This is a genomic window from Micromonospora sp. NPDC005254, from assembly GCF_042872525.1.
Classification (GTDB): Bacteria; Actinomycetota; Actinomycetes; order Mycobacteriales; family Micromonosporaceae; genus Micromonospora.
On sequence record NZ_JBIAKM010000001.1, the window covers coordinates 1,021,776 to 1,037,248 of the forward strand.

12 protein-coding genes are annotated in these 15,473 nt (G+C 73.3%); 7 read left to right on the forward strand and 5 right to left on the reverse strand.

What is annotated here, in order from left to right; translation table 11 throughout:
- The first annotated feature begins 124 nt into the window (after positions 1-124).
- The 3 genes from ACFYPR_RS04885 (at position 125) to ACFYPR_RS04895 (ending at position 4,780) form a co-directional block, all read left to right on the forward strand.
- On the forward strand, positions 125-1,162 hold the full coding sequence (locus ACFYPR_RS04885; RefSeq protein WP_354856998.1) for a lactonase family protein: 1,038 nt from the start codon (positions 125-127) through the stop codon (positions 1,160-1,162).
- 164 nt (positions 1,163-1,326) lie between these two features.
- Complete coding sequence (locus ACFYPR_RS04890) at positions 1,327-3,081, forward strand: substrate-binding domain-containing protein (protein ID WP_355066074.1); 1,755 nt, start codon at positions 1,327-1,329, stop codon at positions 3,079-3,081.
- Between the two features lie 214 nt (positions 3,082-3,295).
- Complete coding sequence (locus ACFYPR_RS04895) at positions 3,296-4,780, forward strand: sugar transferase (protein ID WP_354857002.1); 1,485 nt, start codon at positions 3,296-3,298, stop codon at positions 4,778-4,780.
- A gap of 10 nt (positions 4,781-4,790) precedes the next feature.
- Here ACFYPR_RS04895 and ACFYPR_RS04900 read toward each other — a convergent pair whose 3' ends face one another.
- Complete coding sequence (locus tag ACFYPR_RS04900; protein WP_354857003.1) at positions 4,791-5,921, reverse strand: PP2C family protein-serine/threonine phosphatase; 1,131 nt, start codon at positions 5,919-5,921, stop codon at positions 4,791-4,793.
- 96 nt (positions 5,922-6,017) lie between these two features.
- On the opposite strand from ACFYPR_RS04900, the gene ACFYPR_RS04905 reads away from it, so the two are divergent.
- Positions 6,018-6,659, forward strand: a complete 642-nt coding sequence (locus ACFYPR_RS04905) for a MarR family transcriptional regulator (protein ID WP_355137910.1) — start codon at positions 6,018-6,020, stop codon at positions 6,657-6,659.
- Position 6,660: 1 nt separating this feature from the next.
- On the opposite strand, the gene ACFYPR_RS04910 is transcribed toward ACFYPR_RS04905, so the two are convergent.
- The 3 genes from ACFYPR_RS04910 to ACFYPR_RS04920 form a co-directional block, all read right to left on the reverse strand.
- The gene (locus ACFYPR_RS04910) at positions 6,661-7,035 is read right to left on the reverse strand and encodes a PP2C family protein-serine/threonine phosphatase (protein ID WP_387258602.1); all 375 of its coding nucleotides are present in this window, start codon (positions 7,033-7,035) and stop codon (positions 6,661-6,663) included.
- A gap of 102 nt (positions 7,036-7,137) precedes the next feature.
- On the reverse strand, positions 7,138-7,419 hold the full coding sequence (locus tag ACFYPR_RS04915; RefSeq protein ID WP_355066234.1) for a hypothetical protein: 282 nt from the start codon (positions 7,417-7,419) through the stop codon (positions 7,138-7,140).
- Positions 7,420-7,928: 509 nt separating this feature from the next.
- Positions 7,929-9,167, reverse strand: a complete 1,239-nt coding sequence (locus tag ACFYPR_RS04920) for an ROK family transcriptional regulator (RefSeq protein WP_354857006.1) — start codon at positions 9,165-9,167, stop codon at positions 7,929-7,931.
- 78 nt (positions 9,168-9,245) lie between these two features.
- Between ACFYPR_RS04920 and xylA the strand changes: the two genes are divergently transcribed.
- The 3 genes from xylA (at position 9,246) to ACFYPR_RS04935 (ending at position 13,384) form a co-directional block, all read left to right on the forward strand.
- Positions 9,246-10,433, forward strand: a complete 1,188-nt coding sequence (xylA, locus tag ACFYPR_RS04925) for a xylose isomerase (RefSeq protein WP_354857007.1) — start codon at positions 9,246-9,248, stop codon at positions 10,431-10,433.
- Positions 10,434-10,442: 9 nt separating this feature from the next.
- Positions 10,443-11,867: a xylulokinase gene (gene xylB / locus ACFYPR_RS04930; protein ID WP_387258603.1), complete on the forward strand. Its 1,425-nt coding sequence runs from the start codon at positions 10,443-10,445 to the stop codon at positions 11,865-11,867.
- Positions 11,868-11,950: 83 nt separating this feature from the next.
- Positions 11,951-13,384: an MFS transporter gene (locus ACFYPR_RS04935; protein WP_387258605.1), complete on the forward strand. Its 1,434-nt coding sequence runs from the start codon at positions 11,951-11,953 to the stop codon at positions 13,382-13,384.
- Between the two features lie 325 nt (positions 13,385-13,709).
- Here the strand turns inward: ACFYPR_RS04935 and ACFYPR_RS04940 are convergent, their stop codons facing one another.
- Complete coding sequence (locus tag ACFYPR_RS04940; protein WP_387258699.1) at positions 13,710-15,383, reverse strand: glycoside hydrolase family 13 protein; 1,674 nt, start codon at positions 15,381-15,383, stop codon at positions 13,710-13,712.
- Positions 15,384-15,473 lie beyond the last annotated feature (90 nt).

The following is a 15,473-nucleotide window of genomic DNA, read 5'->3' on the forward strand; positions in this document are numbered from 1 at the left end:
CTGGCGTCGGCCCGCCGACGCGGGATCGGCGGGCCGATCCGGTCCTCGGAAAGCCGGTTAGCGGGTCGGCTTCGCGGGCAGCTCTGGTTGGATCTACTCCAGGATGCCGGCAAAGGGGTGCAGCGTGACTGGTCAGGGCGAGATCGTCCACATCGGGGGTTACACCGCGCAGAGCGGAGGGCGGGGAAGCGGCATCGTCGCCGCCCACCGGGACCCGGCCACCGGGGCGCTGACCCCCCTCGGCACGGTGGCGGTCACGCCGTCACCGTCGTTCCTCGTGCGGCACCCCACCCGTCCGGTGCTCTACGCGGTGAACGAGCTGACCGACGGGGAGGTCAGCGCCTGGCAGGTCGGGCCGGACGGCGCGCTGGACGCGCTCGGCAGTCGGTCGACCGGCGGCGCCGAGCCCTGTCACCTGGCGGTGCTGCCCGACGGTGACCACCTGGTGGCGGCCAACTACGGCGGCGGCAGCGTCGCGGTCTTCCCACTCGACGCCCAGGGCGTGCCCGGCGAGCGCACCGATCTGGTGGTGCACGAGGGGCACGGCCCCGACCCGGAACGCCAGGACCGGGCGCACGCCCACATGGTCTCCCCGGGCCGGGGCCGGGAGCCGCTGCTCGCGGTGGACCTCGGCACCGACTCGGTCTACCGGTACGACCTGGACGGCGCGAGCGGGCGGCTGGTGCCGCGCGGTCCGCGGATGCGGACGGCGCCCGGCACCGGGCCCCGGCACCTGGCCCGCCATCCCGACGGCCGGCGCTGCTATCTGGTCGGCGAGCTGGACGCCTCGGTCACCGCGTACGAGGTGACCGACGAGGGGGCACTGCACCAGCGTGGCCGGGTCGAGGCGAGTGAGCGAGCGGGCCACGTCCAGCCGTCGGAGGTCGCGGTCGACCCGGACGGCCGTTTCCTCTACGTCGCCAACCGCGGGGTCGGCACCATCGCTGTCTTCGACCTGGCCGGTGAGCTGCCCGATCTGGTGGCCGAAGTGGACACCGGCGGTGAGTGGCCGCGACACTTCGCCCTCATCGGGGAGCACCTGTACGTGGCCGACGAGCGGGCGGACATGGTGCGGGCCTTCCGGCGGGACGCGAGCACCGGCATCCCGGCCCCGGTCGGCGAGCCCGTCCCGGTGGCGAGCCCGACCTGCGTGCTGCCGTGAGTCGGTCGGCGGCGGGACCGGACGTGAGAGGGAAACCGGTTTGGCAACGCCGTGGGGCCGCCTCGTCACACTCTGTTGCTAATTGGTGATCAACTGTTTCTCCTGCGTAACTTTAGTCCGAACGGATGTGGCAGAGACGGCACCTAATACGCAAGATGGTCAGCGTGTCAGCAGGCCGCCATCGCATGCGTACAAAACTTCATCTAGCAGCCGCCGCCGCGACGGCGACGGTTCTCGTCGTCACCACCGGCGTCTGGTTCGGCTATAAGGAGCTGGTCCAGCCCAGCTGTTCGGGAGAGATCCGACTCGCCGTGGCGGTCGCCTCCGAGCTGGCGCCCGCCGTGGACGCCGCCGCGTCCCAGTGGGTCAAGGACGGCGCCGCGGTCGGCCCCACCTGCATCCGGGTGGACGTCTCGGCGTCCGACCCGGTCGACGTGGCCGCCGTGGTGGCCGCGAAGCACGGTGCCGTGCTGGCCGGCGTCGGCCAGGCCAGCGGCACGGCGGTCACTCCGGACGTCTGGGTGCCGGACTCCTCGACCTGGCTGCTGCGACTGAAGAAGGACGCCACGGCGTTCGCGCCCACCAACGGCGCCTCCATCGCGCGCAGCCCCGTCGTCGTGGCGATGCCCGAGCCGGTGGCCACGCGGCTGGGCTGGCCCAACGCCAAGTTCACCTGGGCCGATCTGCTCAAGCAGGTCAACAGCAGCAAGCCGCTGCGTACCGGCATCGTCGAGCCGACCCGGGACGCGGCCGGCCTGTCCGGCCTGCTCTCGCTGACCACGGCCGCCAGCGGTGCCGGCGGGGACGCCCAGCGCAACACCGTCGGCGCGCTTCGGGCGCTGGCCACGGGTCGCTCCTCGCTCCGCAACGACCTGCTGGCCCGCTTCCCGACCGCCACGGACCCGACGTCCATCGCGAGCGCGCTCGGTGCGGCGGCGCTCTCCGAAGAAGACGTGATCGCCTACAACAGCAAGAAGCCCCCGGTGCCGCTCGCCGCGCTCTACATGGAGCCGGCCCCGATGCCGCTGGACTATCCGTACGCGGTGCTGCCCGGCATCGAGCCGACCAAGGCGGCGGCGGCAAAGGTGCTGTTCGAGCTGCTCACCGCCCCGAAGTTCCGCGACCGGCTGGCGGCGCAGTCGCTGCGCGGTCCGGACGGCAACTGGGGTGCCGGCTTCAACGCGCCGCAGGGCGCCCCGAGCCCGGCCGGCGGCGCGTCGACCGCCCCGGCGGCCGGCGGCACCGCGGCGGGCGGCCTGGACCCGGCCGCGATACAGCGTGTCGTCTCCAGCTGGTCGATCGCCACCCAGTCGGGTCGGATGCTCGCCGTCATCGACGTCTCCGGCTCGATGAAGGACCTGGTGCCCAGCGCAAACAACCGCAGCCGGGAGGAGGTCACCGTGGACGCGGCCCGCCGCGGCCTGGGACTCTTCGACGACTCCTGGTCCATCGGCCTGTGGACCTTCTCCACCAAGCTGGTCGGCAACCGGGACTACCGGCAACTGGTCCCGATCGGGCCGCTCTCCGGCCAGCGGGCGCAGTTGGAGGGGGCACTCGCCACCATCAAGCCGTCCAGCGGTGACACCGGCCTCTACGACACCATGCTGGCCGCGTACCAGGCGGTGCAGGAGGACTGGCAGCCCGGCCGGGTCAACTCCATCGTGCTGTTCACCGACGGCAAGAACGAGGACGACAACGGCCTCAGCCAGGGGCAACTGCTCGCCAAGCTCAAGCAGGTCGCGGACCCGGAGCGGCCCGTGCAGGTCATCATGATCGGTATCGGCGAGGGCGTCAGCAAGACCGAGTTGGAGTCGATCACCAAGGTGACCGGTGGCGACGTCTTCGTCACCAAGGACCCGAACGAGATCGGCAGCATCTTCCTCACCGCCATCGCGCGCCGCCCCCCGGCGCCGCGCTGACCGGCCGCACAGCAGGAGAAACCCGCCGTACCGCGTCAGCCGGTACGGCGGGTTCCTTTTATGGCCGCAGGGTTGAAGAAAAGTGACGGCAATACGTCGGAAGCAATCGGCAGCCATAGTTATCAAGGCAGGATGTCGACGTGTCCCGGCATCGTCCGTCCGCCTCCGGTCCGACTCGTCGGCCGGGGCCGTCCTGAGCAGAGTGGGAGGGCCGGTGACCGCGGCGACACTGTTGACCCCCGCCAGCACCTCGGCGACGCCGGAGGGCCCGCCGAGCGGGCTGGTGGCCCGCGCCGACGAACGGTCCTACGTCCGGGTCCTGGTCGTGCTGGACACCACAATCCTCATCATCGCGCTGCTCGTCGGGTACGTCGGCCGGTTCGGGGACGAGGAGCCGGTCGGCTCCAAGATCCCGTACGTGCTGGTGGCGCCGGGGTTGGTCCTGGCCTGGCTGATCTCCCTCAAGGCGCTCGGTTGCTACGACGACCGGGTCGTCGGCTACGGGGCGGACGAGTACCGGCGGGTCAGCTCGGCGAGCCTGCGGTTGGCCGGCGCGATCGCGATCGCCGGCTACATCGCCGACGTCGGCGTCTCCCGTGGTTTCCTCGGCATCTCGTTCGCGGTCGGCACGGTCGGGCTGGAGGTGACCCGGTTCGTCGCGCGCAAACGCCTGCACCGGGCCCGCTCGAAGGGCACCGGCTGGTCCCGCAAGGTGCTCGTGGTCGGCGACACCGCACACGTCCTGGAGTTGGTGCACACCCTGCGCCGGGAGCCGTACGCCGGCTATCAGGTGGTCGGCGCGTGCATCCCCGACGCGCTGCTCGCGCCGGTGGCCCAGCGGCTCGGTGACGTGCCGGTGGTGGGATCGTTCCGGGGCATCCCGGAGGCCGCCACCGCGATCGGCGCGGACACGGTCGCGGTGACCGCCTCCGGTGAGCTGACGGCGGCCCGACTGCGTCGGCTCGGCTGGCAGCTGGAGGGGACCGGCGTCGACCTCGTCGTGGCGCCCGCGCTGACCGATGTGGCCGGCCCACGGATCCACACCCGTCCGGTCGCCGGGCTGCCCCTGATCCACGTCGAGGCGCCCGAGTTCCGTGGTGCGCGCAAGCTGGTCAAGGGGTTCGTCGACCGGTCGGCGTCGTCGCTGGCGTTGGCGCTGCTGCTGCCGCTGATCGCGGTCATCGCGTTGGCCATCAAACTGGACAGCCGGGGGCCGGTGCTCTTCCGGCAGGTCCGGGTGGGTCGGGGCGGCCAGGAGTTCGGCGTGTTCAAGTTCCGGACGATGGTGGTCAACGCCGACGCGCTGCTCACCGAGCTGGCGACCCGCAACGAGACCGACGGCCTGATGTTCAAGATGCGCGACGACCCTCGGGTGACCCGGGTCGGCCGGCTGCTGCGCAAGTGGTCGCTGGACGAGCTGCCGCAGCTGGTCAACGTGCTGCTGGGCCAGATGAGCCTGGTCGGGCCGCGTCCGCCGCTGCCCTCGGAGGTGGCCCGCTACGACGGTGACGTGGCCCGGCGGCTGCTGGTGAAGCCCGGCATGACCGGGCTGTGGCAGGTCAGCGGTCGATCCGACCTGAGTTGGGAGGACGGCATCCGACTCGATCTCTACTACGTGGAGAACTGGTCGCTCGCCGCCGACCTCACCATCCTCTGGAAGACCGCCGGCGCGGTGCTGAACAGCCGCGGCGCGTACTGACCGCCGCCGCTCACGCCTGCGGGCCGGTCCAGTCCAGGCAGACCACCACGGCATCGTCGACGAGGTCGCCGGCCACGAACGCGCGCAGGTCACCGATCAGCGACCGCACGGCGTCCAGTGGCTCCATCGGGCCCGTCCGGCGCAGGAACCGGTCCAGTGCCGTCTCGCCGTAGCGCACGTTCTTCCCGGTGGCCTCCACCACGCCGTCGCTGACCACGAAGAGCCGGTCGCCGCGTTCCAGCGTGAACGTCTGCTCGTGGTAGTCGGTCGCCTCGAACATGCCGAGCGGGAACTGCGCCTCCAGCGGTTGCTCGGTGACCTCTCCGCCCCGCAGCAGGACGAGGCGTGGCGAGCCGGCGTCCACCACGCTCATCGTCCCGGAGCGCAGGTCCAGCTCCATCAACAGCACGGAGAGGTGCCGCTTGCCCCGGTACTCGTCGTAGATGGCCTGGTCGGCGAGGGCGGCCTGATCACCCAGACTGAGGCCGGCCCGGCGGGCGTTGCGCAGCGCGTGGGTGGCCAGCGACGTGAGCAGGGACGCCGCGACACCCTCACCGGTCCCGTTGACCGTGGAGAGCCAGAGACGCTGCCCGTCGTCGGCCCAGTCGAAGCTGTCGCCCCGCACGGCGTACGCCGGCTCCAGCTGCCCGGCCAGGCTGAACGAGGGTCGGATCCGGCTGCGGCCGGGGAGCAGGTCCCACTGCATCTCGGCGGCCAGGGTGAGCCGCTGGCTGCGCCGCGCGACGCGGTAGACGTCGGTGCCGGCGGAGACGGCCGCCAGCTCGTGCGCGAGCGCGGTGGCGACGTCGGCCAGCTCGCCGAGCACTGCCGGGTCGTCGGCCACCGGCGCGAGACGCAGGACGCCCCGCCGTTCGCCGCGCATGCTGACCGGCACCCAGGCGGTGCCGTCGACCAGCAGGGGCACCTGGTGGTCGAAGGCCCGCCAGGCGGGGTGTCCGGCGTCCCGGATGGAGTCACCCTCGGTGAGTGGCAACAGCTCCGAGAGGCGGTAGTCGACCTGGTACAGCTCCGCTTCGGTGATCCCGTACGCCTCTTTGAAGATCTTCCCGATGCTGCCCACGAGAAGGTCGGCGGGTGTCTCGTTCAGGGTACGACGTGCCCGATTGACCGGTTTACTCATCAGGCCTCCTTGATCAAAGCTCGACTACCAGTGGCTTCGGAGTAGTCTCGGGCCACCATGGCCGAAGAACACGGTCCACCGGACCCTGCGACGAGTATGGCTGCCGCGTTGGACGCGGCGGCGGGAGCCCTGCTGGGCGTATGGGATTCCGCCCGCGAGGCGACCGCCAGCCGGGTCTCCGGAGCCCAACTACGGGCTGTGATGGTGGTCGAGCAGCACGACGGGATCAACCTACGCCAGCTCGCCACCCGCCTGGACATGTTGCTCAGTTCCGCCAGCCGACTCTGCGACCGGTTGGTCGCGGCCGGCATGCTGGAGCGCGAGCCGGGTCGCTTCGACCGGCGGGAGATCTCCCTGCACCTCACCCCGGAGGCCCGTCGACTCCTCGCGGAGCTGCGCGCCGACCGGCAGAAGCGAATTGCCACAGTGCTGGCGGCGATGACTCCGGCGGGCCGTACCGCCCTGGTGAGCGGGATGCGGGAGTTCGACGAGGCCGCCCGCCGGCAGCAGGCGCGAAGCGGCTCGGCGCCGGATGACGGGGACCGGCCGCCTGGGCGAGACGACTGGCCGGACGACGCGGACCCGCGGGATCCGGACCGGCCCACCGGGCCGGCGGGGGACTCGTCGGAGCGCCCGGAGCGGTCGACCCGAACGGTGTGGCAGACCGGCCCCGAGCGGGCGGTGGGCACGCCGCGCGAATGGCCCACCGGTGAGCCGCCGGTGGCCCGGACCGCCTGACTCAGGCCGGCGCCGACGCGCACACCGCCAGCACGGCGATGTCGTCGTGAGCCTGCCCGCCCAGCCACTCGTCCACCACCTGGAGCAGCCTGTCGACCAGCGCGGCCGGAGGCAGCCCGGCCGCTGCGGCCAGTGCGGCGCGCAGCCGGTGCGCGCCGAACTTCTCGGCGTGGACCGGGCCGCCGTTCGCCTCGGTCACCCCGTCGGTGTACGCGAGGAGCAGGTCGCCCGGGTCGAGGTGCACCCGGGCGTCGGCGAACCGGGCGTCGGCCAGTGCGCCGACCGGCATCCCGCCGACCGGAACCGGGACGACCGAACCGGCGGCGGTGACCAGCAGCGGCGCGGGGTGCCCGCCGCCGGCGATCCGGATGTCCACCCCCGCCGCCCCGCGCTCCAGTGACCCGAGCAGCAGGGTGGTGAGCTGGCTGCGCCGTGCGGCCGTCGGGCGCGTCGAACAGGGTGCGGTTGAGCAGGTGGATCAGCTCCAGCGGTCGCTGCCGCCGGGCACGGTCGGCAGCTCCGGCGGGAGCAGGCTGGTCTGCAACACCCGGGCCAGGTGGGCCTGCTCGCCGTACAGCTCGGCGGCGGCCAGCGCCGCGCCGGCCCGCGCGGCGAACTCGCGGGCCAACTCGACGTCGCGTGGGTCGAAGCCGGCCCGGCCGGCACGGCGGACCAACAGCAGTGCACCGGCTGACCCCCCGGGACCGGGCATCGGGCTGACCAGCAGCGCGCCCGGCCGGCCGAACCCGGGTGGGAGCACGGCGCTCAGGTCCGCGGCCTCGGCGTCCCGCCAGCGGCTCGGCTCGGTGGGTACGCCGTCGACCGCCCCGCAGGTGCCGGCCGTGGTGCTCGGCGTCGAAGCTCTCGGTGCCGTCCCGCACGGCCCGGACCGGTGCCGCCACCGGGCACTCGGACAGCTCGACGTCCGCGACGATCTCCGGGAGCAGCTGGGCTGCCCGGGCGTTGACGAGGGTGACCCGGCCGGTCTCGTCGGTCGTCAGCACGGCCTCGGCGAGCCCGTCGAGCAGCTCGCGGGCCAGTGGCGAGTCGGCCGGCAGCGCACCGCCGCCGCGTTGGCGGGTCGGTGGTCGCGACGCCTGCCAGTCGCCGCCGACCGGACCTGCGATGCCGCCCCGTCGGGTCGTGGTCACCGCCCGACGCTGCCGGGCGTCCGACGACCTGTACGCATGCTGCTCCTGCGCTCCTCGCCTGCCGATAGTTGCTCGACGGCAAGCGTACCGAGCCGCACCGACGCACGCCCGGAGCGCGTCAGCCGGAGCGGTTCAGCCAGCCTGCGGGGCGGGCGACGATCCGCCGTACCACCGAGCCGGCCGCGCCCACGGCGGCGGCCTCCGGACCGAGGGTCGAGGGCCGGACCGTGACCGGTGACCAGGCGGCGGTGAGCACCCGGGCCGCGATCTCGGCGAGCACCGGCGGGCACAGCCAGGGCGCCAGCGGGGCGTACCCGCCGCCGAGCACCACGGTGTCCAGGTCCAGCAGGTTGACCACGCCGGCCACCGCCACCCCGAGTGCCGTACCGGCGTCGTGCAGCGCCCGTAGCGCGTCCGGGTCACCGGCCTCGGCCAGCTCGGCCAGTCGCGCCGTCGCGGTGTCCGCGGGAAGCTCCGCCCGTACCAGCCCGGCGCCGGCCACGATCGCCTCCTGACCGGCGTACTGCTCCAGGCAACCCTGCCCTCCGCAGCGGCACGGACGGCCCTCGGGGTGGACCGGGAGGTGGCCGATCTCGCCGCTCCAGCCGCGTACGCCGCGGAACAGCGCGCCGTCCAGGACGATCCCCGCGCCGATGCCGACCTCGCCGGAGATGTGCAGGAAGCTCGCCGGGCCGGGCGGCCGGGAGTGCAGCTCGCCGAGCGCCGCGAGGTTGGCCTCGTTGTCCACCACCAGGGCCGGGATGCCGGGCACCTGTTCGGTCAGGGGCGGGTGCCTGCTGAGCAGTTCGGGCACCGCGACGTCCCGCCAGCCGAGGTTCGGCGCGAGCCGGACCAGGCCGGCGTCGTCCACCAGGCCGGGTACGGCGAGCGCGGCTCCGGCCAGGGTGAGGCCCTGCCGGGCCGCGTCGGCGCGGGCCTGCCGGGCCAGGTCGACGAGGCGGGCCAGCGCGTCGGCGGGGGCGACCGGGCGCAGGTCGGCCCGGTGCACGGTGCGGTGCCGGACCTGGCCGGCGAGATCGACGACGCACACCGTCAGGTAGTCGACGTTGACCTCCAGGCCGAGCCCGGCCGGGCCCTGGTCGGCCAGGACCAGCCCCCGGGCCGGGCGGCCGGCGCCCGCCCGGGGCGCCGGGTCGGCCTCGCTGACCAGTTGGCCCGCGAGCAGGTCCTCGACCACCGCCGAGACGGTGGCGCGGGTCAGGCCGGTGGCGGTTGCCAGGTCGGCCCGGGACGGGGGACGCTCGGCGGCGGCGATCCGGCCGAGAACCAGGGCGAGGTTGAGCTCGCGGAGGCTGCCCTGACGGGCTGCGCCGGCCGGGGCGTGGGTGGGGCTCACCCCTTGACAGTGCCATAGGGCGGGCAAATAATTCAATCGCTGAACAAATACCTGACACCACCACCCCGGAGGTTGCTCATGGCACCCCGTCCCACCCCCGCCGACAAGTTCTCCTTCGGGCTCTGGACCGTGGGCTGGCAGGCCCGCGACCCGTTCGGCGACGCGACCCGTCCCGAGCTGGACGCCGTCGAGGCGGTGCACCGGCTCGCCGAGCTGGGCGCGTACGGCATCACCTTCCACGACGACGACCTGATCCCGTTCGGGGCCGACGCCGCCACCCGCGATCAGCGCATCGCGCGGTTCCGCAAGGCGCTCGACGAGACCGGCCTCGTGGTGCCGATGGTCACCACCAACCTCTTCACCCACCCGATCTTCAAGGACGGCGGCTTCACCAGCAACGACCGCGACGTCCGCCGGTTCGCGCTGCGCAAGGTGCTGCGCCAGGTCGACCTGGCCGCCGAGCTGGGCGCCAGCACCTTCGTGATGTGGGGTGGTCGCGAGGGCTCCGAGTACGACGTCGCCAAGGACGTCCGCGCCGCCCTGGACCGTTACCGCGAGGCGGTGGACCTGCTCACCCAGTACGTCATCGACAAGGGCTACACCATGCGGTTCGCCCTGGAGCCCAAGCCCAACGAGCCGCGCGGCGACATCCTGCTGCCCACCATCGGGCACGCGCTCGGCTTCATCTCCCAGCTGGCCCACCCGGAGATGGTCGGTCTCAACCCGGAGGTCGGCCACGAGCAGATGGCCGGGCTCAACTACGCCCACGGCATCGCCCAGGCGCTCTGGCAGGGCAAGCTGTTCCACCTGGACCTCAACGGCCAGCGCGGCATCAAGTACGACCAGGACCTGGTCTTCGGCCACGGTGACCTGATGAACGCGTTCGCCCTGGTGGACCTTTTGGAGAACGGCAGCCCGAACGGCGGGCCGACCTACGACGGCCCCCGGCACTTCGACTACAAGCCCTCCCGCACCGAGGACATGGACGGTGTCTGGGCCTCCGCGGCGGCCAACATGAGCACCTACCTGCTGCTCAAGGAGCGGGCCGCGGCGTTCCGCGCCGACCCCGAGGTCGTCGAGGCGCTCGCCGCCAGCAAGGTCGACGAGCTGAACACGCCGACGCTCGGCGACGGTGAGGGCTACGAGGAGTTCCTGGCCGACCGGTCCGCGTTCGAGGACGTCGACGTGGACGCGGTGGCCGCGCGGGGCTTCGCCTTCGTCCAGCTCAACCAGCTCGCCGTCGAGCACCTGCTCGGCGCTCGCTGAGGCCCCGCCATGCCGTTGGTCGCAGGCGTTGACTCGTCCACCCAGTCCTGCAAGGTGGTCATCCGGAACGCGGAGACCGGCGCCCTGCTCCGGCAGGGCCGGGCACCGCACCCGGACGGCACCGAGGTCGACCCGGAAGCCTGGTGGCAGGCGCTGCGCAGCGCCGCCGACGAGGCCGGCGGGCTGGCCGACGTCGCGGCGGTCTCCGTCGCCGGCCAGCAGCACGGCATGGTCTGCCTCGACGAGGCGGGCCGGGTGGTGCGCCCGGCCCTGCTGTGGAACGACACCCGCTCCGCCGACGCCGCCGCCGACCTCATCGAGGAGGCCGGCGGCGGCTCGGAAGGGCGGCGGTTCTGGGCCGAGGCCACCGGCAGCGTGCCGGTGGCGAGCTTCACCATCACCAAGCTGCGCTGGCTGGCCCGGCACGAGCCGGATCTGGCCGCACGGGTGGCGGCCGTCTGCCTGCCGCACGACTGGCTGACCTGGCGGCTGGCCGGTGCGCCGGGGCTGGCGGGGCTGCGGACCGACCGGGGTGACGCCAGCGGCACCGGCTACTGGTCCCCGTCCACCGGTTCCTACCGTCCGGACCTGCTGGAACGGGCCTTCGGTCGGCAGCTCGTGGTGCCCGAGGTGCTGGGCCCGGCCGAGTCGGCCGGCACGCTGGCCGACGAGCTGGGTGGGGGCGGCGCGCTGCTCGGCGCGGGCACCGGCGACAACGCCGCCGCCGCGTTCGGCGTCGGCGCCGGTCCCGGTGACGTGGTCGTCTCGATCGGCACCTCCGGCACGGTGTTCAGCGTGGCCGACGTGCCGGCCGCCGACGAGAGCGGCGCGGTGGCCGGCTTCGCCGACGCGTCGGGCCGCTTCCTGCCGCTGGTCTGCACGCTCAACGCCGCCCGGGTGCTGGACGCCGCCGCCACGATGCTGGGCGTCGACCTGGACGAGCTGGCCGAGCTGGCGCTCTCCGCGCCGGCCGGCGCGGACGGGCTGGTCATGGTGCCCTACCTGGAGGGTGAGCGGACGCCCAACCGTCCGCTGGCCACCGGCGCGGTGCACGGGCTGACCCTGCGCACGTCGACCCGCGCGCACCTGGCCCGGGCCGCCGTGGAGGGCATGCTCTGCGCGCTCGCCGACGGCCTGGACGCGCTTACCGCGCAGGGCGCCACCGTCCGCCGGGTCATCCTCGTCGGCGGCGGGGCACGCTCGGCCGCGGTCCGCCGGATCGCACCGCAGGTCTTCGGCTGCCCGGTGGTCGTTCCGCCCGCCGGGGAGTACGTCGCCGACGGCGCCGCCCGCCAGGCCGCCTGGGTCGCCCTCGGCGGTCCGACCCCGCCGCAGTGGGAGGTCAAGGGCACCGAGGAGTACGCGGCGGAGCCCGTCCCCGCCGTCCGTGACCAGTACGCCGCCGCCCGCGGGTTGGTCCTCGACCGCCGCTGAGCGTCGGAGTCGACGCGGGTGGGAGCCGACCGGCACCCACCCGCGTCGCGACTTGCGTACCGGAGTCTGGTTGGCTGCCCGTCATGAGCGTGACCAGTGGCGGGCCCGGCCAGCGCCGGAGTGGCCGGGGCGGCGGCCGGGCGCACCGGCTGTACAGCGTCGTGGTGTTCGTGCTGCTCGCCTCGCTCGACAACGTGGCGATCGGGCTCGTCCCACCGCTCTACAAGCCGATCGCCGGCGCGTTCGACGTGTCGGGGCGGCTGCTCGGGCTGGTCACCGCCGTCAGCTTTCTGGTCAGCGCGGTGGCCGCGGTCGGCTGGGCGTACGTCGGGGACCGGAGCAACCGCAAACCGCTGCTCATGGTGGGCACACTGCTCTGGGCGGCGGGCACCGGCGGCAGCGCGCTCGCCGGCGGGTACCTCACGTTCCTGGCCGCCCAGCTCGTCGCGGCGGTCGGTCTCGGTGCGGTCGGCTCGGTGGGCTTCTCGGTGGTCACCGACCTGATCTCGCCGACCCGGCGCGGGTTGGTGATGAGCTTCTGGGGGCTCTCCCAGGGCGTCGGCACGCTCGCCGGCACGCTGTTCGGCGGGCTGCTCGGCGCGGCCGACTGGCGACGGCCGTTCCTGCTGCTGACCGGGGTGGGCCTGGTCGCCACCCTGGCGTACCTGTTCACCTACGACGTCCGGCGCGGCCAGAGCGAACCGGAGCTGGCCGACGCGCTGGACGCCGGCGCGGACTACGACTACCGGATCAGTCGGGCCGACGTGCCGAGGATCCTGGCCCGGCGTACCAACCGGTGGCTGATCCTGCAGGGCCTGACCGCGCAGGCGGCGTTCGGCTCGCTGGTCTGGCTGCCGGTGCTGTTCGCCGAACGGGCCGAGGCCCAGGGCTACTCGGAGTCGACCGCGGTGGTGGTGGGCAGCGTCTTCGCCACGCTGTTCCAGCTCGGTGGGGTGCTCTCCATCGTGGGTGGGCTGGTCGGCGACGCGGTGCAGCGGCGTACCCCGGGGGGTCGGGCCCTGGTCGCGGCGGTCGGCATCCTCGCCGCGCTGCCGTTCTACCTGGTGCTGTTCTTCGTGCCGGTGACCATCGACGTGCCCGACGGCGGCAGCGCCGGCGCGGTGGTCGGCGCGGTGCTGTCCAGCGTGGTCACCGAGCCGTCGGTCGGACTCAGCCTGCTCACCGCCGTGGTGGCGCTCGCGTTGACCTCGGCGAACTCGCCGAACTGGTTCGCGCTGATCGCCGACGTGAACCCGCCGGAGCACCGGGGGACCGTCTACAGCCTCGGCAACCTGGTCAACGGGGTCGGCCGGTCGGCCGGCAACGGGCTGGTCGGGGTCGCCTTCCAGGGTCTTCGCGCGGCCTTCCCGCCACCGCTGAACTTCGCCGTCGGGCTGGCCGCGTTCCAGCTCTTCTTCATTCCCACCGGCATCATGTACTGGCTCGCCTCGCGTACCTCACCGGCGGACATCGACAACGTGCACGACCTGCTGCACACCCGAGCCGACCGCCTCTGACGGGCCCTCGCCCCGTACCCGCGCCGGCTCGTTGGCTGGTTGTTCCGGAGCGGCCTGGACCTCCTTCTCATCACCCGATCATCGGGCGGCCGCCAGGTCCGCGTAGTGCCAGCGCCGCCTTTGCTCTGCTTCAACCCACGCAACACATAAGGGCACCGACTGTCGCCTCGGTTGAAGCAGAGCAAAGGACGTGATGCGCAGCGGTCCCCGTCCCCGACCCCCCCCCACCGGCCCGGCGCTGGAAAGCGGTGGGGCGGTGGGGCGGACTCCATTCAAACGGCAGCGGAGCAGGCCGCGGCGGCGGGAGAGGGCTGGACCGGACCGGTCAGCCGCGGAGCCAGACCGTGACGTCGGTCGGGACCGCGCCGTGGTCGTCCAGCGATGCGCTCGCGGCGAGCACCTCGGCGCCGGCCGGAACCGGCACCGGAGCGTCGCCGAAGTTGGTAAGCACCGTCAGCTCGCCGTTGCGGAAGGTCAGCACCTCGTCGTTGGAGGACAGCCACTCCAGCGTGCCCCGGCCCAGGCCGTGGGCACGGCGCAGACGCAGCGCCGTGCGGTACAGCTCGTACGTCGAGCCGGGCACGTCGCGCTGCCGGTCCAGCGCGTACTCCGCCCAGGACGGGGGTTGCGGCAGCCAGCTGGCGTCGGTGGGCCCGAAGCCGTACGACGGGGCGTCGGCCTCCCACGGGATCGGCACCCGGCAGCCGTCGCGGCCCCGCTGGGTGTGCCCGCTGCGCGCCCAGGTCGGGTCCTGCCGGGCCTCGTCGGGCATCGTGGTGTGCTCGGGCAGGCCCAGCTCCTCGCCCTGGTAGAGGTACGCCGAGCCGGGCAGGGCGAGCATCAGCAGGGTGGCCGCCCGGGCCCGGCGCAGGCCGAGCGCGGCGTCCGGCTGCGGGTCGCCGATGCCGATGCCGTTGGGCCGGCCGCCGCCGATCGCCAGGCCGAGCCGGGAGGCGTGGCGTACGACGTCGTGGTTGGACAGCACCCAGGTCGTCGGCGCGCCCACCGAGTCGGTCGCCTCCAGGGAGCGGGTGATCACCGCGTACTGGGCCGGCGCGGTCCAGGCGGCGAGCAGGTACTCGAAGTTGAACGCCTGGTGCATCTCGTCCGGGCGGACGTAGCGGGCCAGCCGCTCGACCGGCTCCACCCACGCCTCCGCGACCAGTACCCGCTCGCCGGGGTAGCTGTCCAGGACCCGCCGCCACTGCCGGTAGATCTCGTGCACGCCCTCCTGGTCCCACATCGGCGGGCGCGGCTTGTCGATCTCGTTGCCGGAGAGGATTTCCTGGGGCTCTTGCCAGTCGGCCAGGTCGGCCTGCTTGACGAGGCCGTGCGCCACGTCGACGCGGAAGCCGTCCACACCGCGGTCCAGCCAGAACCGCAGCACGTCCAGGAACTCCTTGTGCACCTCCGGGTTGTCCCAGTTGAGGTCGGGCTGGCCGGTGTCGAACAGGTGCAGGTACCACTGGCCGGGTCGGCCGTCCGGGTCGACCGTCCGGGTCCAGGCCGGACCGCCGAAGACGCTCTGCCAGTCGTTCGGCGGCTGGTCGCCGGCCGGGCCGAGGCCGTCGCGGAAGATGTACCGGGACCGCTCCGGGCTGCCCGGCGCGGCGGCCAGCGCGGCCTGGAACCAGCGGTGCGCCGACGAGGTGTGGTTCGGCACCAGGTCGACGATCACCCGCAGGCCGCGGGAGCGGGCCTCGGCGATCAGCTTGTCCGCGTCGGCGAGGGTGCCGAACAGCGGGTCGACGTCCCGGTAGTCGGCCACGTCGTAGCCCGCGTCGGCCTGCGGGGACGGATAGAACGGGGAGAGCCACACCGCGTCCACGCCCAGCTCGACCAGGTGGTCGAGGCGGGCGGTGATGCCCGGCAGGTCCCCGATGCCGTCACCGTCGGAGTCGGCGAACGAGCGTGGGTAGATCTGGTAGATGGCGGCCTCGGTCCACCAGCCGGTGATCGGGTGACCGGAGGAGGTCTGCTGCGTCGGATCGGTGTTCAGGGTCGTCTCCCGTGTCGCGCGGTGGGTGGACTGCCGGCGGTGCTGCTGCCGGCCGCGTCGCCGCCAGCCGCCGGCCGGCGGCGGATGGTT